This window comes from Ochrobactrum sp. MYb379, assembly GCF_037479515.1.
In the GTDB taxonomy this organism is placed as follows: Bacteria; Pseudomonadota; Alphaproteobacteria; order Rhizobiales; family Rhizobiaceae; genus Brucella.
The window spans coordinates 240,506-260,100 of the sequence record NZ_JBBGYW010000001.1 but is presented as its reverse complement, the minus strand read 5'-3'; the positions used below and the strand labels follow the sequence as shown (position 1 = coordinate 260,100).

The following is a 19,595-nucleotide window of genomic DNA, read 5'->3' as shown; positions in this document are numbered from 1 at the left end:
CCCCTAAAATATAAGCTAATTTAGGGGGTACATTTTTGAACCGCCATAATTTTCACATGAAGCGGCGCTTAATGTCTGACTCATAAATCATAGTGTCTTTGAAGCAGGCCCTACTGACGCGTTTTAAAGAATGTCAGAACCTGAAGTCACACGTGGTAAGAATGCGGAGAACGAAAGTTTCGAATTTGGCAATGCTCAAAGGACTGACGAAAACACTTTCAATCGTAGCGGCGCTGACTGCGGGCATTGGCATGCTCGGCGGGGCTGCCATGTTTGTGACAACGTCGATGCCGACTGCTAGTATTGCTGCTGAAAAGACAATCAGCGGCAAGGTTATGTATCGTGAGCGCATTGCACTTCCTCCAGAAGCGCACCTGATCGTGCAGCTTACAGATGTGTCCCTTGCTGATGCACCGTCAAAGATTATTGCTGAAACGACGGTCGATACTTTGCAGGGTGTGCCGATCCCTTTCGCGATCAGCTTTGACACAGACGAGATTGAACCAAGCCATACTTATGCTTTGCAGGCACGCATCGTCGCCGGTGATACATTGTGGTTTGTGAATGATGAGCGCTATTCGATTGACCCGAAGAAGCCTGATGATTCCATCGAAATTAAAGTCGTGATGGTTCGCAAAAGTTCCGATGAAACAATCGCTATTGGAATTGAAGGCAAAGATTGGCTCGCAGAAGATATCCAGGGCGGCGGCGTTGTCGATACTGCGCAGACCACACTTCTGGTCGACTCTGACGGCACTGTCAGCGGTTCAGGCGGATGCAACCGCTTCATGAGCAAAGCGACAATCTCCGGCAGCAACATCTCCTTTGCCGAGATTGGCTCGACCTATATGCAATGCCCGCCTGCCCTGATGAATCAGGAACGCAAGTTCCTCGATATTCTCGGTAAGACGCGCTCATATAAAATGGATGCTGGAAAGCTTGTCTTGATTGATGAAGGCGGCGACGAATTAGCAAGACTGGCTCAAAGCCTGTAACGCTTTCAAATATCGCATACAAAAAAGCCCGGTCTCGCGACCGGGCTTTTTCAATTCATCTATCAGCAATTAGCCGACGATTTCGGTGCCGGAGAACCAGTAAGCGATTTCTTCAGCAGCGGTTTCAGGAGCATCCGAACCGTGAACCGAATTTTCGCCGATCGACAGAGCGAATTCCTTACGGATCGTGCCAGCGTCTGCGTTTGCAGGGTTGGTCGCGCCCATGACTTCACGGTTCTTGAGAATGGCGTTTTCGCCTTCGAGAACCTGAACGATTGTTGGGCCAGACGACATGGATTCAACCAGTTCACCAAAGAAAGGACGTTCTTTGTGGACAGCGTAGAAGCCTTCAGCTTCACGGGTGCTCATCCAAACGCGCTTGGAAGCAACAACACGCAGACCAGCTTCTTCAAGCTTGGTGGTGATCGCGCCGGTCAGGTTGCGGCGAGTTGCGTCAGGCTTGATCATGGAGAAAGTACGTTCGATTGCCATTATGACACCTTGTATGATGGAAAATTTGGAAAGTGAGGCTCTATAGCGTTGATAGGCCCGATTGCCAAGGGGCAGCGCCCTTGGGTAAGTCGCTTATCAGCTTGAGACGACAGAAAATTGACTGCATAGATGGATAATTCGATTCCAATGCGGGGACTCATGGAACAGCACTTTCAGATGTTTGCCTATTACAATCGCTGGGCCAATGAGTTGCTGTATTCCGCAGCAGCCGATTTGAGCGATGTGGATTACCGCCTCGATCTCGGCCTTTTTTTCGGATCAATCCATCGAACCTTTAATCATCTTCTCGTCACAGATCGCATCTGGATGAAACGTTTCACCGGCGAAGGCGACCATCCGAACCAGCTTGATGCCATTATAACCGACGATTTCATCAAACTGCGTGATTTGCGTCGTGCCGAAGATATGCGCATCTGCAAATATATTGAAAGCATGAATGCCGAACGGCTTGCGGGCCGGTTTACATATATGACAGCAACTAATGTGCGAACCATCAGCCAGCGGGTTGCGCCAGCACTTGGTCATCTGTTCAATCATCAGACGCACCATCGCGGACAAATCCATGCTGCATTCACACGTCTAAGTGCGGATGCACCTTCGCTTGATCTTATTCAGTTTCAGCGTAGCGAAGCGGGACGCCGCTTCGCCTGATATTCAATCAGTTGATACTTGCGCAAATATTGGAAGCCGTGCAAAAGCCTTCTCACCATGCTTATTCTTGATGATATCTCTGTACGCATTGCCGGACGCCTTCTGATCGACCACGCCAGTGTCACACTGCCAGCGGGATCGAAGACGGGTTTCGTTGGCCGTAACGGCACCGGAAAATCCACACTTTTCCGCGTGATAACCGGTGATCTTGCGTCGGAAGGCGGCAGCATATCGTTGCCGAAGAATACGCGTATCGGTCAGGTGGCACAGGAAGCTCCCGGCACCGAAGATGCGCTGATTGAAATCGTTATGAAGGCCGACAAGGAACGCGCAGCGCTGCTTGAAGAGGCAGAAACTGCGACTGATCCGCATCGTATTGCCGAAATTCATACACGCCTTGCTGATATCAATGCCCACTCTGCGGAAGCGCGCGCAGGCGCGATCCTGTCAGGTCTGGGCTTTAATGCCGAAGCCCAACGCCGTCCGGCATCTGCCTTCTCCGGCGGCTGGCGTATGCGTGTGGCGCTCGCTGCTGTGTTGTTCTCCGAACCTGATTTACTGCTGCTTGACGAACCGACCAACTATCTCGATCTTGAAGGTGTGTTATGGCTGGTCGACTATGTGAAGCGCTATCCGCACACTGTCATCATCATCAGCCATGATCGCGATCTGCTGAACTCTGCCACCTCATCAATCATGCATCTCGATCAGAAGAAAATCAGCTTCTGGCGTGGTAATTATGATCAGTTTGAGCGGCAGCGCCATGAGATGCTTGAGCTTCAGCAAAAGGCTCACGCCAAGCAGGAAGCGCATCGCAAGCATATGGAATCTTTTGTCGAGCGATTCCGTGCGAAGGCCACCAAGGCCCGTCAGGCGCAGTCGCGCATGAAAGCTTTGGAAAAGCTGAAACCGATTGAGCTTTATGTTGAAAGCAATGTGCAGCCGTTCCGCTTTCCTGACGCTGACAAAAAGACCGCATCACCCGTCATAGCGCTCGATAACGCAGATGTAGGCTATGTTCCCGGCAAGCCGGTACTGCGCAACGTGACGCTGCGCATCGACAATGATGATCGCATTGCACTGCTTGGTTCCAATGGTAACGGTAAATCGACGCTGGCAAAACTGATTGCCGGACGCTTGCAGCCCGAAAAAGGCTCACTGACGCTTTCGCCAAGCCTCAAAGTCGCATTCTTTGCGCAGCATCAGATGGATGATCTGATCCCGGAAGACAACGCCATTGAGCATGTGCGTAAGCTTATGCCGGGTGAGTTGGAAGCGAAGGTTCGCGCACGCGTCGCCCAGATGGGACTTTCGACCGAGAAAATGCTGACACCTGCCAGAGACCTCTCTGGTGGCGAAAAAGCGCGGCTTCTGATGGGTCTTGCGACCTTCCATGGGCCAAACCTGCTGATCCTCGACGAACCTACCAACCACCTTGATATTGATAGTCGCGAAGAACTGGTTCACGCGCTCAATGATTTCAACGGCGCAGTAATTCTGATTGCGCATGATCGCCACTTGATCGAAGCCACGATGGAGCGACTGTGGCTGGTGCGTGAAGGTGGCGTCAAAGCGTTCGACGGTGATCTGGATGAATATCGTCAGATTGTTCTCGCCGATGCTAAGGGCGATCAGGTTTCAGAACGTGAAGAAGGTCCGAAGGTCAACAAGGCTGAGCAGCGCAAACTCGCTGCACAGAAGCGCGAAACATTCGCGCCCTTGCTCAAAAAGATCAAGGAAACCGAGAGCTTGATTCAGAAACTGCAGAAACAGATTCAGACATCAATGGCTCAGTTGGAAGATCCTGCTCTTTACGAGAAGGAACCGCAAAAAGCGATCCGTATCAATAAAGATATGAGCGATGCAAAATCAGCGCTCGCAGATGCGGAAGACAAATGGCTCGAAATGTCTTCCGAATATGAAGAAGCAATGGCTGAATAGTACCCAGAGCGCCGATCTGATTTTATCAGATCGGCGCTCTCAATGTTTGTTTTGACGCACATCTTGGTCCGAAAACCGCTTCACACTTTTCGGGATGTGCTCTAATCAACCCGGCGGCGAATGCGGGTCCGCATCAACGCGTAAACACCAAGCACACCAAGAATGAGGCCTATCGTTGTATAGGTCTCGTCTGCTTCTTCGGCCCCGCGCCGCAGCACAAGATCAACCTTTGAAAGTTGCAGACCATCCGTATTGCCTTGAACGGCACGGAAGGAATAAGTGCCAGACAATACGGGATCAATATCACCGGCGCTTTGGCGCAAAATGCTGCCATCCTGCGGGCGATCTGTATTGATCGAACTGCTGTTCGAAGCGAAATCCATCCCCTGCGAAAGAACAGGGAAACCGTTGCGGCTGACAGCAAGTGTTATTGCTGAACGACGTTCGGCTGGCACATAGCCCGGCAGTGGCGTTGCATCAAGAAAGATGCGCACGGGCGCGTCGCTTGCTTCAAGTTTGATTTCTTGCGTGATGAAACCAGCCTGACGGCTTTCAAGGATAGGCCAGCGACCAATTTCATCACCGGTAAAATGGCGCATATACCAAGGATAGCCCAACGCAATACTGAAACCTGCGATAATCATTGCAACGAATAGCGCGCGCATCAGGCCTTACGCTCCCAACGACGATCTGGTGTCTGTTGCCAGTAGGTCAAATCGTGGTTCTCCGTCTTAAACGACTTCCACTGCGCCCGCGCATGTTCGAGCTGTTCCTGATTGTGCCCGTCAAACATCACAACCAAACGCTCATAAGTATCAACCTGATCAAGTGAAGCACCCTCTACAAGAAAACGGACAGTGGCGCTGTTCGAGTTTTCCTGCGTGGTGGTCAGCAAAACCGGCTGCTGCTCAGGATATGGCTCCTGATCCGTCCCATGTGCGACGAATGACGTATCGGAAAACGTCCAGAGCAGACTGTCCAGCGAATCGCGCCTCTCGTCCGTGACTGCCTGAATAGTCACACGCCAGCCACGTGTCAGCGAACGCTCAACAAGCCCCGGCAGAGCTTCATCGAGCGTCGATTCAGTCAGGTGATAAAAGAGGATTTCAGCCATGCGCTCTCTTTAGATCATTCACTGTGGCGAAGAAAGTGATTCACCTCTTCGCCACAACGCATTGTTTCTGAATCAAATTCAGCTTTCGAAATTATCGCGAACCAACCGGTCAAGAAGACGAACGCCATAACCGGACGCCCAAGACTGGCTATATTCGTTGGTTGGCGACCCCATTGCTGTACCGGCAACATCGAGATGCGCCCAAGGTGTGTCGCCGACAAAACGCTTGAGGAACTGCGCGGCGGTAATCGAGCCTGCATGGCGACCAGAGCTGTTCTTCATGTCGGCAAACTTGGAATCGATCATCTTGTCGTATTCCTTGCCCATCGGCATACGCCACAGCTTTTCACCTGTCGCCTGACCAGCATCGTAAAGCTGGTCTGCCAATTCATCATCATTGGAAAAGAGGCCTGCATGATGCGTGCCAAGAGCCACGAGAATAGCGCCCGTCAGCGTTGCGAGGTTGATAATGAACTGCGGCTTGAAGCGGTCATTGGTATAATAAAGCGCATCAGCGAGTACGAGACGGCCTTCGGCATCAGTGTTGATGACTTCAATTGTCTGACCAGACATTGAGGTAACAATATCGCCCGGACGCTGTGCATTGCCGTCTGGCATGTTTTCAACAAGGCCAATCACACCAATGGCGTTGACCTTTGCCTTTCGTCCTGCGAGCGCACGCATCAGGCCTGTAACAGCCGCAGCGCCGCCCATGTCACCCTTCATTTCTTCCATGCCACCGGCAGGCTTGATCGAGATGCCGCCGGTGTCGAAGGTCACACCTTTGCCAACGAAGGCAACCGGCTTTTCTTTAGCCTTCGCGCCCTGCCATTCCATGATAACGAGACGTGGCGGACGCGGCGATCCCTGCGAAACGCCCAAAAGCGAGCCCATACCGAGCTTCTTCATTTCCTTTTCGCCAAGAATTTCGACCTTCACGCCCAGCTTTTCAAGCTTTTCGGCTTCTTCCGCAAATTCTACAGGGCCAAGGACATTGGCTGGTTCGTTAACAAGATCGCGTGCCTTGAGAACACCATCGGCAACAGCCTCGGCAACTTCAAGCGCCTTCTTTGCGCTGTGAGTGTCAGCCACGTGAATATGAACCTTGGCAGCATGCTTTGGTTCACCATTTTCTTCATTCTTACGTGTCTTGTAGCGATTAAATTCGTAAGAGCGCAGGATCATACCAAGCGCGACGTCGGCTGCTTCATCACCCGCAATTGTCGTTTCAGGCAGAGCCAGCGTCACTGTTGCGCGCTCAGATTTACCGATTCGCGAGAATGCCGCACCGCCGATTTTGATCCAGTCGTCATTGCCAAGTTCGCCAGGCTCTCCCGCACCAACCAGCACAATCTTATCGATACCGCCTTCAGACGTTTCAATTGCCTCTGCAGTTTTACCAAGAGCGCCTGAAAAGCCGGAAACCTCGATTATCCGAGCGATCTTATCAGCGCCACCAACTGCCAGCCCCGCCTCTTCCGCAAAGCCTCCACCTTTGGCAACCAAAACGATGCTTACGCCTTTTTGCGGTGCTGAAAATTCATTGAAGGAAAAAGAAGGGCGTTTCGACATAACAACTCCAAACAAGCCTGATTTTAAGATGACACGATTGTGTCGCGACTTTTCCCTACTCATGTGAGACGAATATGGCGAAACAGCAAGGGTATTGCGTCATCAAAATCAGTTTTACGTTAACTCCGGTGAAAACGTGCAGATTACAACTCTGGAACTATCTGTCTCATGGCCAAAGCGTTCAGCTTTAATTATTAAGTCCCCAAATCAGGCTAGCGCTGGCATCCGCCAGAAATCTTTAGTAATCTGTTAACCAAATTTCTTCGGCTAATTTTAGCCATCTGCTATTACGCTAGATTTTAATTACGAGCATTGTTTCTATCGGGACAGGCTCCTTCAACGGAACCGGGATGTAAACTCCGCCTATGAAATTGATTGAGTTGTACATCCTGCGCCGCGTGGCGGTCATGTTCTTCGCGGTGCTGGGTGCCGCGGTGGGCATTACGTGGACAGTACAAGTGCTGCAACGCGTCGACTTCTTAACGACGAGCGGCCAGTCTATCCAAACGATCATTCAATTCAGTTCGCTTCTTATTCCATCTGCAATCCCACTGGTCATGCCATTTGCGCTGATTATCGCGATCACGCAGACGCTTTCGACAATGAATCAGGATTCCGAACTCGTCGTTATCAATGCATCAGGCGCGCCACGCAGCGCGGTCATGCGACCAATCTTGTTGCTTGCAGCAATTATCTCACTCGTTTCATTTATTGTTGCGAACTATGTCGATCCCTATGCGCGCATGAACATGCGCGCGATGATTGCCAATGCGAGCGCAGACATGCTCAATGTCGTGGTACAGGAAGGTAACTTCCGCAAGCTCTCTGATAATCTCTATATTCAGATTGCAGAACGCCGCGCAGATGGAAGCATTGGCGGTCTGTTTATCGCGGATTCCCGCGACCCTAATCTCGACCTGATTTATTACGCATCGGACGGTAACATTGCCAGCACACCGGCGGGCGACATGCTTCTGATGAAGGACGGCGAAGTTCAGCGACGTGATGTTTCAGACGGCACTGTTTCAATAATCAAGTTCAATTCATACGCATTCGACCTTAGCCAGTTTACATCTGCTGGCGATGATTTCGTGATTTATGCAAAGGATCGCCCCCTCTCCTACCTGCTTAATCCCGATCCAAACGATCCAATCTTGCAAACGCGGCCGCTACGCTACAAAGCCGAATTGCATCGTCGTTTATCAGAATGGCTATACCCAATCGTTTTTGCGATGATTGCACTCGCTTTCGCTGGAGATTCGCGTTCTCACCGCGAGGCAAGAGTATCGGCGTCTTTCTCCGCGATCAGCACCGCTTTGCTCGTCTATTGGGCAGGCTATTTTTCGGCTGACCGCGCAGATAAAGACGAAACCTACATAGTAATTATGTATCTGGTGCCTGTTGGCGTAATCCTCATGACGGGCTTTGCCCTCGTTACAGGTCGGCGCATAGGCATTCCTGATAAATGGAATGATCGTGTTCTCGATGGTGCGGCGCACATCAGAAATCAAATCACAAACGCATATAACCGTGTTCTTGGGCGGTTTCGCGGAGATGCAGGAGGTCAAGCATGATTGGCTGGACACTCGGGCGTTATTTCTTCGTGCGCTATGTGCAGATTACGTTCTATTTTCTTCTCGGTATGTTTGCGCTGGCTTTGCTGCTCGATTTTACCGAAAATGCTAGCAAGCTTGCAAATCTCCCCGGCTATTCGGTGTGGATGGCGCTCGGCATCTCTGCGATGCGCGTTCCTTTTGTAATGCAACAAATGATTCCGTTCGTCGCTTTGTTTTCTGCAATGGCGACATTGATATCGCTCAACCGGAAATACGAATTGGTTGTTGCGCGCTCGGTTGGTGTATCGGCATGGCAATTCCTTCTGCCTGCGTGTTTCGGCGCATTGCTTTTTGGTTTGGCGACCATATTCATTCTCAATCCTTTTGCAGCCTATGGTTTCTCCAAGGCTGATGCGATCGCGTCCAATTGGAAAAATGGCAAAGTCACCGACGTCTCGGCGCTTCGAGATCCGTGGTTTCGACAAAAGACGGATGAAGGCGAAACGATCATTGGTGCGAAAAACATTCTTGATCGCGGCGCAACGCTTGCTGATGCGACATTCATTCAATTCGACGACAAGAAGAAAATCAAAGACCGCTTTGATGCTCGCATTGCGAAGCTCAAGGATGGTTATTGGGAACTGACAGACGTCACTCAATTCTCGCGCGGTGCGGAACCGCGCAAATTGGAGAGCAGCCAAATTCCAACGCAACTGCGTCCGGAATATGTGGAAGAAAAGCTTGCCTCCCCTGACACAATTCCTTTTACGCAACTGCGTCATAAGATCGAAGTTGCGCGCTCTTTCGGTTATTCGGCAAACGCATTTGACATGCAATACCAGTCACTTCTGGCATTGCCAGCACTGCTGATGGCAATGACACTCATTGCTGCAACAGTGTCGTTAAAATTTGTGCGATTTGGTCAGTCCGGAGCGATGATTCTGGGTGGCGTTGTCGCTGGCTTCATGCTTTATGTCGTTTCGGTCTTGGTGAAGGCTTTCGGGAATGCGGGATTCGTTCCGCCCTTCGTTGCCGCATGGGTTCCAGTTGTTATTGCAACATTTTTTGGTATCTCCTTTTTGTTGCATAAGGAGGATGGTTAGTGGGTTCGAGTAACGCCCGCATGGTTCTGCCCCACACGTTCACGCGTCTTGCACGCGGGACAGCCTTGGCGTGCGCCCTTGCTATACCTTTTATTTCAGTTGCAGTTTTCCCCTCGCAGGTTCATGCGCAGGATTCTTTGGGAGCCAATTACCAGAGCGATCCTAACGCGCGTATGCTGATGCAGGCGGATGAACTCGTCTATGATCGCGATGCAAACGTCGTTACCGCTCAGGGTAAAGTTCGCATTGAGTATGATGGTAATCGCCTCGTTGCAGATCAGGTGACCTATAATCAGCAGACCCGTCGCATGACTGCGACTGGTAATGTTGAAATAGTCGAACGTGACGGCAATAAGATTTACTCCGACCATCTCGACGTAACAGACAGTTTCCGTGATGGCTTTGTGAACGGCCTTCGCGTTGAGACAACTGATAATACTCGCTTTGCTGCTGAAAGCGCCGAGCGTAGCAATGGTGAAATCACCACATTTAACAATGGTGTCTACACCGCTTGTCAAGCTTGTGAAAAAGACCCAGACAAGCCTGTACTTTGGCAGATTAAAGCTCGTAAAATCATCTGGAATAGCGCGACAAAAACCGTGCGCTTTGAGCGGGGTAAGTTCGAGCTTTTCGGGATGCCGCTGGCATATTTCCCGTCGTTCGAGATGGCTGACCCAACAGTTAAGCGCAAAAGCGGCTTTCTGTTTCCGGGCTTTGCCTACAAGGATGACCTTGGTTTCGGTATCAAGAACTCGTATTTCTGGGCGCTTGCACCGAATTACGATCTGACGCTTTCAACCACTGCTTACACAAAGCAGGGCTTCCTCACACAGGCTGAATGGCGTCACCGCCTCGAAAACGGAACCTACAATCTTCAGATCGCAGGCATTCATCAGATGAAGCCTGGCGAATTCGACGCTGATACGATTGATCGCGATGAAAAAAATCGCGGCATGATAGCATCGAAGGGTGATTTTGATATCAATGCGCGCTGGCAGGCTGGCTGGAATATTATGGCCCAGACTGACCGTAACTTCAGCCGTACTTACGGTCTGACAGATTACGCTGCACAAACGCAGGTATCTAATATCTATTTGCGTGGCGTTAATAATCGCAATTACTTCGATCTCAATTTCTATCGCTTCAATGTGCAGGAATCTTATCCAATCACATCAGCTTACAGCGATGTGGAAATGCATTCGAAGCAGCCTTGGGTTTTTCCAAGTCTTGACTACTCCTACACTGCGCCTGAATCCGTTTATGGCGGTGAGCTGAACTTCACGGCTAACTTGCAGGCGCTTTACCGCAAGAATGCAAATTATGCTTATACATATAGGAACGGTATCCGATCGCTGCCGGATTACCCACGTATTCCCGGCTTTAGCGGAACCAATACGCGTCTGACAGGTGAAGTTGAGTGGAAGCGCACGATCATAACAGATGCAGGTCTGGTGATTACGCCTTTGCTCGCACTTCGCGCCGATGCAATCAGTGTAAACACTAACTTTGACCCGGCAGTTGCTGGTTTCACCGATGCAGTTGTTAAATCCGAAGCGCTGCGCGCGATGGCGACAGCTGGCCTTGAATTGCGTTGGCCGATCTTGTTCTCAAGCACAAGTTCAACGCATATTCTCGAACCGATCGCACAGATATATGCGCGTAACAACGAACGCTATGCAGGCCAGCTTCCGAACGAAGATGCGCAAAGCTTCGTCTTTGATGCCACCAATCTCTTTTCGCGCGACAAGTTTTCCGGCTATGATCGCGTTGAAGGTGGCACACGAGCTAATTTTGGCTTGCGCTATTCCGGCAGCTTCGAAAACAGCGATTGGAATCTTTACGCGCTTGGCGGACAGTCCATTCAGCTCGGCGGCGTAAACTCTTATGGCACGAGTGACTTCGTCAATGTCGGCGCAGATTCTGGCTTGGAAGATGCTCGTTCCGACTATGTCGGCATGATCGGCACATCAAACTCAACCGGATTTGCACTCGCTGCACGCGGTCGCTTCGATAAAGACGATCTCAACATTAAGCGCGGTGAACTCGAAGCCCAGCAAAACTGGTCCCGTGTTGGCGTTTCTGCCCGTTACGCCTACATTGCACCGCAGCCTGCTTACGGCTACTCGGAGCTTCGTCAGGAAGTTGGTGGAACAGCCACGCTTAAGATCAACGAAAACTGGCGTACTTTCGGTTCAGGCACCTATGATATGGTTTCTGACACGCTTGTTCGCGGTTCTGCCGGTCTTGCATATGATGATGAGTGCTTCACCTACTCAATGGCTTATGTTCAGACGCGAAATCCCGGCGAGAGTAAAGCGTCGCACAGCGTAGGCTTTAATATATCGTTCCGTACATTGGGTGATATTGGCAGCGGATCGCAGTCATTCTAAACAAAAGTAAAACCGGAATTGATTAAATCATTTCCGGTTTTTTTACATTTTGATTGCCCGCCATTTACTCGCATACAGCCAATTTTAATCAATTTTATTGCGTTAATAGTCGCGCTATTGCCCGTAAAATGCGTGAGGGTCATTGTTTCGCCGTACTGCCTCATTTATACAGTCATCATAATGTGATTGGCTTTTGATTGAGACTGTCTGAGCAAGACAGAACCTTTGAAGCATATCACTATGGCACATCCGGCGAGCTATGCATTGCCGACCTGAAGGAAATCGGGAAAGACAGATGATGTTTGCAAAACCTCTTTTCGCTACCATGATGGGCGCCGCTGTTTGTTTGACGGCGCTTGGAACGGGTGCGAGTCTGAGTCCGGCACTCGCCGCATCAAACTCGGCTGAGGCTAAAGTCATTGTATCCGGTAATGCAATTACCAATGGTGACATTCAACGTCGTGCAAACTTTCTTAAGTTGCAGCGCAAGGGCGGCAATCTTAATCAGACAGCCCGCCAAGAGCTGACGGATGAAATGCTCAAGCGCATTGAGATGAAAACACGCGGCATTAACATTTCCGATAAGGAAGTCGATGAAGCCTATGCGGGTTTTGCAACGCGTAACAATATGAGCGTTACCCAGCTTAATCAGGTTATGAATCAGGCTGGCATTACGCCTGATCACTTCAAGAAATACATCATGGTTCAGATGGGATGGGGCCGTCTTGTCAGCGCTCGCTTCCGTGCAACCGGCATGGTGAGTGAGCAAGACGCTGTTCAGCGCATGCTGAAAGAGGGCGGAAAGAAACCGAGTGCAACCGAATATCAGTTGCAGCAAGTTATCTTTGTTGTACCCAATGCAAAGCGCTCCCCAGCTCTATTGGCAAAACGTCGTCAGGAAGCGAATGCACTGCGCTCACGCATTCAAAGCTGTGATACGACGCGTCAGTTGACCAAAGGCATGATCGACGTAACGGTGCGCGACCTTGGGCGTATTATCGAGCAGCAGCTTCCGGGTGAATGGGCGAAGGATGTGAAAGCAACCAGCCCTAACCGTGCAACACCGCCACGCGATACCGAAAAAGGCGTTGAAATTCTCACAGTCTGCGGAACACGTAAGGTTTCTGATGATCGTGTAGCGCAGCTCGTTTTCTCCATGGAAGGCACTGATTCTGCCGATGGTCAGGAGAAGAAGGCTGATGCGTTAAGCAAGAAGTATGTTGAAGAGCTTCGCGAGAAAGCAAGCATCGTCAATCGCTAAGCTTCGATGTCGCTCATGTTTCGGCAAGCGCTGAGTGCTTAATTCGAGGGGGCTTTTGCCCCCTTATTTCATCAACTGAGATATAAGTCATGACCACGCAATCAGTTGCTCCGCTCGCACTCAGCATTGGCGACCCCTCAGGTGTTGGAGCTGACGTTGCTCTTACCGCATGGTTGCAGCGAGAAGAGCTTTACCTGCCACCGTTTTTACTGATTGCCGATCCGGAACAACTTACTGCCCGAGCGCAGCACCTTGGCCTGAATGTGCCATTGGGTGAAATCAGCAAACCAGCCGAAGCTTTCGATATTTTCGATACTAAGCTGCCTGTTTTGCCGCTTAAAAACAAACACAGTGAAAGTCCCGGCAAGCCGCTGCCCGAAAATGCAGCTGGCGTTATTGAAGCAATAGAACGGGCCGTTGAACTGACGTTAAAAGGTGAGACATCAGCAGTAGTCACCAGCCCGATTGCCAAGAAACCGCTCTATGATGCTGGCTTCAAACATCCCGGCCATACGGAATTCCTTGCTGAGCTTGCAAGCAAACATCTCGGGCGCACTGTCATCCCTGTGATGATGCTAGCTGGTCCCGAACTGCGTGCCGTACCAGTTACCATCCATATTCCGCTTGCAGATGTGCCGCGCTTGCTGACCAAGGATGATATTCTGGAGGTGGCTTATATCACCGCACAAGAGTTGACGGATCGCTTTGGTATTAGCGCCCCTCGCCTTGCGATTTCCGGCCTTAATCCTCATGCAGGTGAAGGCGGAGCGCTTGGCAAAGAAGACGACGCAATCATTCGACCAGCGGTCGAAGAATTACAGCGCGAGGGCATCAATGCATGGGGTCCGCTGCCAGCCGACACCATGTTCCATGCACCAGCACGTGCGACCTATGACGTTGCGATTTGTATGTATCATGATCAGGCACTTATCCCGGCCAAAGCGCTTGCCTTTGACGAGACAGTCAATGTTACGCTTGGGCTTCCCTTCATCCGAACATCGCCGGATCATGGGACAGCCTTCGATATTGCTGGAAAGGGCATTGCCCGTCCTGATAGTCTCATCGCATCAATCAGACTGGCGCAGGAACTCGCAGAAAACGAAGCTAGGCGGAAATCATGAGTATCGACAATCTTCCGCCATTGCGTGAGGTCATTGAACGGCACGATCTGATGCCGAAAAAGTCACTCGGACAGAACTTTCTGTTCGACCTTAATTTAACATCTAAAATTGCGCGTCAGGCAGGCAACCTTCAGGATCAGCCGGTTATCGAAGTTGGCCCGGGTCCAGGTGGCCTGACCCGTGCTTTGCTTGCTCAAGGTGCTATCGTTACCGCGATTGAACGCGATGAACGCTGTCTTGATGCACTCGCCGAAATTGAAGCGCATTATCCGGGGCGGTTACGCGTAATTTCCGGCGATGCGCTCGAACAGGATTTCAAGGCATTATTTCCTGAAGGTCCAAAGCCGCGGATCGTCGCTAACCTGCCCTATAATGTTGGCACACAATTGCTGATTAACTGGCTTTTGACTGAACCATGGCCACCGTTTTATTCCTCAATGACGCTCATGTTCCAGCGTGAAGTGGGTGAGCGTATTGTGGCTGCACCGGGCACCGACCATTATGGACGCCTCGGTGTTCTCGCAGGCTGGCGCACGCATTCACGAATTGCTTTTGATGTGCCGCCTCAAGCGTTTACCCCACCGCCGAAAGTGATGTCGTCGGTTGTGCATATTTCGCCACGCGAAGAGCTCTTACCGTGTCGTGCAGATGCGCTCGGTCAGATTACTCAGGCTGCGTTTGGGCAGCGCCGCAAAATGCTGCGTCAAAGCCTGAAACCCGTTGGCGGTACAGAACTGTTGGAAAAGACGGGGATCGACGGCACACGCCGCGCAGAGACGTTAAGTGTCGAAGAATTCGTTGCTCTGGCGAATGCCTACCGGCCTGTATGATTTAATCCATCTTTGGCGTCACTTGCTATTGGCGCCAAATTCATCTGTTTGAAAACTTTATCGACGTGATCCATCTCCGAGCGGAAACTGGACATGGACGAACCTGTCAGCTTTTCACCTGCATTCAGCTGAGCTTTGAGTGGATCAACATACTGATCACCGACTTTAAGCTCGTAATAGAGATGCGGACCTGTCGAATAGCCGGTTGAGCCGACATAGGCGATCACCTCACCTTGCTTCACATGTTGACCCGTTTTCAGGCCTTTGGCTTCGCCGGACAGATGTGCATATGTGGTGCTATAGCCACCCTGATGACGAATACGTACATATTTGCCATAGCCCTTTTGTGACGAAATCAGTTCCACAACGCCATCACCCGCAGCAACGATCGGCGAGCCAATCGGCGCATCATAATCAACGCCATTGTGGTGTTTACGGACATGCAAAACTGGATGCACTCGCCAGCCAAATCCATCATTCAGACGGCCATTTGGCAAAGGCTTATGCATCAGATATTTCGTCATCGAGGAACCATCCTCGTTGAAATAATCCGCGTTTCCCTCAACCTCATGCCGGTACAGTCGCTTGGCACGGCCATTGGTATTAAACTCGACAAATACCAGTTCTGGATCGGTATCGACGCTCTCACGGAACAGAAGATCGATCTTATCGACCCCGTTGCTGCCCTTCTGAAGAGACACGTTATTTTCGGCCGCGAGCTTTTTCACATCATCCGCGACCGCACGCGGCGCACCAGCTGCAATAAGCTGCGACTGAACAGACCCGTCATTTCGCGCTTTAGTAGACTTACGCGATGCCGAGAGCATAGCATCATGTGAAAGGCGTGCAAAAAGCCGCTGATTATCATTGGCGCGGAAAACACCATCGTCTGTTCGCCCGTAAACGGAATCAGACGAACTGCCATGTCTGAACCGCGCCATGGTGATATGTGCTGGCTTTCCGGAAGACTGATCGAGAAGCAAAACGAGATTATCACCGGGGCGAAGCTCCTTTCGCCCTAACGCCTGCTCGAGATGTGCAGCATCCTCGGCAGCAATATCGGCTGCCTGCATGAGAACCCCCACCTTCTCGCGCGACTGTGGAGCAAGAATGATTTCGTGCACTTTTGGATGAGGTATATCCGCTGGCTTGGCAAAACTTACATTCAGCGGCACGCCTTTCTGATTGGCGAGCGTTGATATTTTATCTGCCGGATCAGCGGCTTCATTGCTGTTCTCTTTGACTTGTGTCGAGGCCAGATTACGCAGACCCTGCCCGCTCGGACCACTTTTCAGATCAAGGATGACATGCTGATAGGTGAAGAGTGTCGCCTCACCGTCATCCGTGCCTTCAGCAATATCGATGCGCTTAGCAATGCGTTGGTTTTCATCAACTTCGTTTTGTGGAACCAGTCGCGCTTCTTTCTTAGCCGCATGGCTGTGCACAAGCGAGGCTGGATCAACCATGATCGGTTGCGAAGCATGTCCGTGACGCACAAGGCCTGCCGTTATCAACGCCATTGCACCACCTGCAAGAAGTGTTGCTGACGCAAGCGCAATGCACGCACGACGGTGTGTGTGAATTGAAAAACGGACGCGTTCTAAGGGCTTGAGTACGAGATGAGAAAGAGGTGCAAGTTTGGTGTGCTCACCCAAAACAGCTTGATGCGTGTCATCAGACCGGACCCTAAGATCTGGCGATACAACAACATGAATCTGCTTATCTCTGCGGGCAGTGCGAAACAGCATGCAGTGAACGGCTCCAAATTCCATCTGAAATGACAAACGGACCAGAGGGCCAGAGCGCGGCTAAATTATGGCTCCGGCGGACATAATCCACCGGAGATAACAGCACGAACACTCAAGTTAAATTTATCAGGCGCTGGCGCGCGCCTTGCGATGTGCCGACAAAGACGACCAGGTGTAAATAATCAGGCCAATCCAGATCAACACGAAAGCCACCAACTGCGCAGGCGAGAATGGTTCGTGGAAAATGAAAATCGCGAAGATGAACAATAGCGTCGGTGTCAAATACTGCATCAGGCCGAGCGTTGTATAACGCAGCAGCTTGGCTCCACCCGCATAGAGGATCAGCGGAATCGCGGTAAATGGCCCAGCCAGCAACAGCAACGAAACATCCGATGCAGCACCTGAGAAGAAATGATCCTGCCCGTTCACCAGCAGCCAGATAACATAGCCCATCGCTGGAACTGAAAGAATAACGACTTCGAGCGTAAAGCCCTGCAAAGGCGGCATTGGCAAGGATTTGCGGAAGAACCCATAAAGACCAAATGTTACTGGCAGAACCAGCGAAACCCACGGAAGGCCACCAGCATTAAAGGTGAGAACCAGCACCGCCAAGAAGGCAAAGCCAACGGCAATATATTGCACTTTTGTCAGGCGCTCACCGAGAAACAGGCCACCCAAAACCACGTTGAACAACGGATTGATGTAATAGCCAAGTGCCGCACCGATGATCTGATCATGAGCAACTGCCCAGACATAAACACACCAGTTAATGGTGATAAGGGATGCGGTGAGTGCTGCCATGGCAAGCATGCGTGGCTTGCGAAGCGTATCAAGGATTGCACGGAATTGACCGATAAAAACCAGCAAAATAGCTGCAACTGGCACCGACCAGATCACGCGATGCGCGACAATTTCAAATGCTGGCAGATGCGATAAAGCTTTGAGATAGAACGGCAAAATAGCCCAAAGACCATAAGCGCCCATAGCCATCATGAAGCCGCGGCTTCCGTCTGAAAGCTGGCCTCCAGATAAGGTCTGCTCGCTCATTTCCATCTCCGCATTAAGAAATTACTCGGAAAAGCGATAGGCTTTTCCGAGTTGGTCAAACTGCTATGCGCCGATCAATCCATAAAATCTATTCAATTATACTGATCAAAGCATCAATCTTGGTGAACGCAGTAGCTTATTCAGCCGCTACCAGGCCGGCCAAAGAACGGTTCTTCATCAGCTTATAATTGACCGAATCCATCAGCGCCTGAAACGATGCATCGATAATGTTGTCGGACACGCCAACGGTACGCCAGCGCGCACCAGTGGCGTCGCCGGATTCAATCAGAACACGGGTGATAGCCGCTGTACCGCCATTGAGGATACGCACCTTGAAATCCACCAGTTCAAGATCTTCGATCTCGTCCTGATAGCGCCCCAAATCCTTGCGTAACGCAATATCGAGCGCGTTGACAGGGCCATGGCCTTCCGCGACCGACATATGCATTTCGCCATCAACCTCCACTTTGACCACGGCTTCCGACATGGTTTTCAATGCGCCATTGGCATCAAAGCGGCGCTCAACGAGACAGCGAAAAGAATCGACTTTGAAAAACTCAGGCTGCGGCGCGAGCATATTGCGTGCCAAAAGTTCAAAACTCGCATCCGCACCTTCATAGGCATAGCCTTCGGCCTCACGCTCTTTAACCAGCGAAATCAGCGTATCGAGCCGGGCATCATTCTTAGCGACGCGAACGCCAAGGCGCTCCAATTCAGCGATGAAGTTCGATTTGCCGCCTTGATCTGACACCATAACGCGGCGGCGGTTTCCCACCGTTTCAGGAGGAACATGCTCATAGGTCTGCGGGTCTTTAAGCAATGCTGACGCATGAATGCCCGCCTTGGTCGCAAAGGCGGAAGTGCCGGTATAAGGCGCCTGCTCTACAGGCGAGCGATTGAGAATATCATCAAAAGCACGCGAAATGCGGGTAATGGCTTTCAAGGCATCCGGCTTAACACCCAACTCAAAGCGATCAGCCCAATAAGGCTTCAATGCCAGCGTCGGGATCAATGAAACGAGGTTTGCATTGCCGCAACGCTCTCCAATTCCATTCAGCGTTCCCTGCACATGGCGCACACCGGCGTCAATTGCCGCAAGCGAAACCGCGACAGCCTGTTCGGTGTCATTATGTGCATGGATGCCGAGGCTTTCACCCGGGACGATAGCCTTCACCACATTGATAATGTCGGCAACTTCCGATGGCTGGGTGCCACCATTGGTATCGCACAGTACCACCCAGCGCGCCCCCGCTTCATAAGCCGCCTTTGCGCAAGCCAATGCATATTCCGGATTGGCCTTATAACCATCGAAGAAATGTTCGCAATCAACCAGCGCCTCACGACCAGCCATACGAACAGCGGTCACCGATGCGGTAATCGATTCCAGATTTTCTTCATTGGTGCAGCCAAGTGCGATCCGCACATGATAATCCCAGCTTTTGGCAACAAAACACACGGCATCACTCGTAGCTTGCAGAAGCGCTGTCAGCCCCGGATCATTAGAAGCAGAAACGCCAGCGCGTTTGGTCATGCCGAAAGCAGCAAATTTCGCATGCGACGTCTGCCGTTTTTGGAAAAAGGCCGTATCTGTCGGATTTGCACCCGGATAGCCACCTTCGACATAATCCACGCCCAGCTCTTCAAGCAAAATGACAATCGCTTTTTTGTCTTCGACCGAGAAATCAACGCCGGGGGTTTGTTGTCCATCCCGCAAAGTCGTGTCGTAGATATAGATGCGTTCGCGTGCCATTTT

The 19,595-nt window shown here is 51.1% G+C and carries 16 protein-coding genes; 9 read left to right on the top strand and 7 right to left on the bottom strand.

Going from position 1 to position 19,595, the window contains the following annotated elements; translation table 11 throughout:
• The first annotated feature begins 191 nt into the window (after positions 1–191).
• Positions 192–995 carry a YbaY family lipoprotein gene (locus WH356_RS01305; RefSeq protein WP_339508910.1) on the top strand — a complete coding sequence of 268 codons (804 nt, stop codon included), beginning with the start codon at positions 192–194 and terminating at the stop codon, positions 993–995.
• Between the two features lie 69 nt (positions 996–1,064).
• On the opposite strand, the gene ndk is transcribed toward WH356_RS01305, so the two are convergent.
• Positions 1,065–1,487, bottom strand: a complete 423-nt coding sequence (gene ndk / locus WH356_RS01300) for a nucleoside-diphosphate kinase (protein ID WP_094506874.1) — start codon at positions 1,485–1,487, stop codon at positions 1,065–1,067.
• A 159-nt stretch (positions 1,488–1,646) separates the two neighbouring features.
• On the opposite strand from ndk, the gene WH356_RS01295 reads away from it, so the two are divergent.
• Both WH356_RS01295 and WH356_RS01290 read left to right on the top strand, forming a co-directional pair.
• Positions 1,647–2,159 carry a DinB family protein gene (locus WH356_RS01295; protein WP_339508261.1) on the top strand — a complete coding sequence of 171 codons (513 nt, stop codon included), beginning with the start codon at positions 1,647–1,649 and terminating at the stop codon, positions 2,157–2,159.
• A gap of 57 nt (positions 2,160–2,216) precedes the next feature.
• Positions 2,217–4,100 (top strand): ABC-F family ATP-binding cassette domain-containing protein, encoded by a 1,884-nt coding sequence (locus tag WH356_RS01290; RefSeq protein ID WP_339508259.1) that lies wholly within the window; start codon positions 2,217–2,219, stop codon positions 4,098–4,100.
• A 101-nt stretch (positions 4,101–4,201) separates the two neighbouring features.
• Here WH356_RS01290 and bspB read toward each other — a convergent pair whose 3' ends face one another.
• From bspB to WH356_RS01275, 3 genes are all read right to left on the bottom strand, one after another.
• Entirely contained in the window at positions 4,202–4,765 is a 564-nt protein-coding gene (gene bspB / locus WH356_RS01285) for a type IV secretion system effector BspB (RefSeq protein ID WP_339508257.1), read from the bottom strand.
• A complete protein-coding gene (locus tag WH356_RS01280; RefSeq protein ID WP_339508255.1) occupies positions 4,765–5,214 on the bottom strand; it encodes a DNA polymerase III subunit chi in 450 nt (149 codons plus the stop codon). The genes bspB and WH356_RS01280 overlap by 1 nt, the downstream gene beginning before the upstream one ends.
• A gap of 78 nt (positions 5,215–5,292) precedes the next feature.
• Positions 5,293–6,786 carry a leucyl aminopeptidase gene (locus WH356_RS01275; protein ID WP_339508253.1) on the bottom strand — a complete coding sequence of 498 codons (1,494 nt, stop codon included), beginning with the start codon at positions 6,784–6,786 and terminating at the stop codon, positions 5,293–5,295.
• Between the two features lie 365 nt (positions 6,787–7,151).
• Between WH356_RS01275 and lptF the strand changes: the two genes are divergently transcribed.
• From lptF to rsmA, 6 genes are all read left to right on the top strand, one after another.
• The gene (gene lptF, locus WH356_RS01270; RefSeq protein ID WP_339508251.1) at positions 7,152–8,360 is read left to right on the top strand and encodes an LPS export ABC transporter permease LptF; all 1,209 of its coding nucleotides are present in this window, start codon (positions 7,152–7,154) and stop codon (positions 8,358–8,360) included.
• Entirely contained in the window at positions 8,357–9,445 is a 1,089-nt protein-coding gene (gene lptG / locus WH356_RS01265; protein ID WP_339508249.1) for an LPS export ABC transporter permease LptG, read from the top strand. Before lptF ends, lptG begins: the two co-directional genes overlap by 4 nt.
• Before the next feature lie 20 nt (positions 9,446–9,465).
• A complete protein-coding gene (locus WH356_RS01260) occupies positions 9,466–11,835 on the top strand; it encodes an LPS-assembly protein LptD (RefSeq protein ID WP_339508909.1) in 2,370 nt (789 codons plus the stop codon).
• 295 nt (positions 11,836–12,130) lie between these two features.
• Positions 12,131–13,096: a peptidylprolyl isomerase gene (locus WH356_RS01255; RefSeq protein ID WP_339508247.1), complete on the top strand. Its 966-nt coding sequence runs from the start codon at positions 12,131–12,133 to the stop codon at positions 13,094–13,096.
• An 89-nt stretch (positions 13,097–13,185) separates the two neighbouring features.
• On the top strand, positions 13,186–14,217 hold the full coding sequence (gene pdxA / locus WH356_RS01250; protein ID WP_339508245.1) for a 4-hydroxythreonine-4-phosphate dehydrogenase PdxA: 1,032 nt from the start codon (positions 13,186–13,188) through the stop codon (positions 14,215–14,217).
• A complete protein-coding gene (rsmA, locus tag WH356_RS01245; protein WP_339508243.1) occupies positions 14,214–15,047 on the top strand; it encodes a 16S rRNA (adenine(1518)-N(6)/adenine(1519)-N(6))-dimethyltransferase RsmA in 834 nt (277 codons plus the stop codon). The genes pdxA and rsmA overlap by 4 nt, the downstream gene beginning before the upstream one ends.
• On the opposite strand, the gene WH356_RS01240 is transcribed toward rsmA, so the two are convergent.
• From WH356_RS01240 to cimA, 3 genes are all read right to left on the bottom strand, one after another.
• Positions 15,032–16,795, bottom strand: coding sequence for a M23 family metallopeptidase (locus tag WH356_RS01240; RefSeq protein ID WP_339508241.1), 1,764 nt, complete (start codon positions 16,793–16,795; stop codon positions 15,032–15,034). The genes rsmA and WH356_RS01240 overlap by 16 nt on opposite strands.
• 126 nt (positions 16,796–16,921) lie before the next feature.
• Complete coding sequence (gene rarD / locus WH356_RS01235; protein ID WP_339508239.1) at positions 16,922–17,842, bottom strand: EamA family transporter RarD; 921 nt, start codon at positions 17,840–17,842, stop codon at positions 16,922–16,924.
• 136 nt (positions 17,843–17,978) lie between these two features.
• Complete coding sequence (gene cimA / locus WH356_RS01230; RefSeq protein WP_339508238.1) at positions 17,979–19,592, bottom strand: citramalate synthase; 1,614 nt, start codon at positions 19,590–19,592, stop codon at positions 17,979–17,981.
• Between the last annotated feature and the right edge of the window lie 3 nt (positions 19,593–19,595).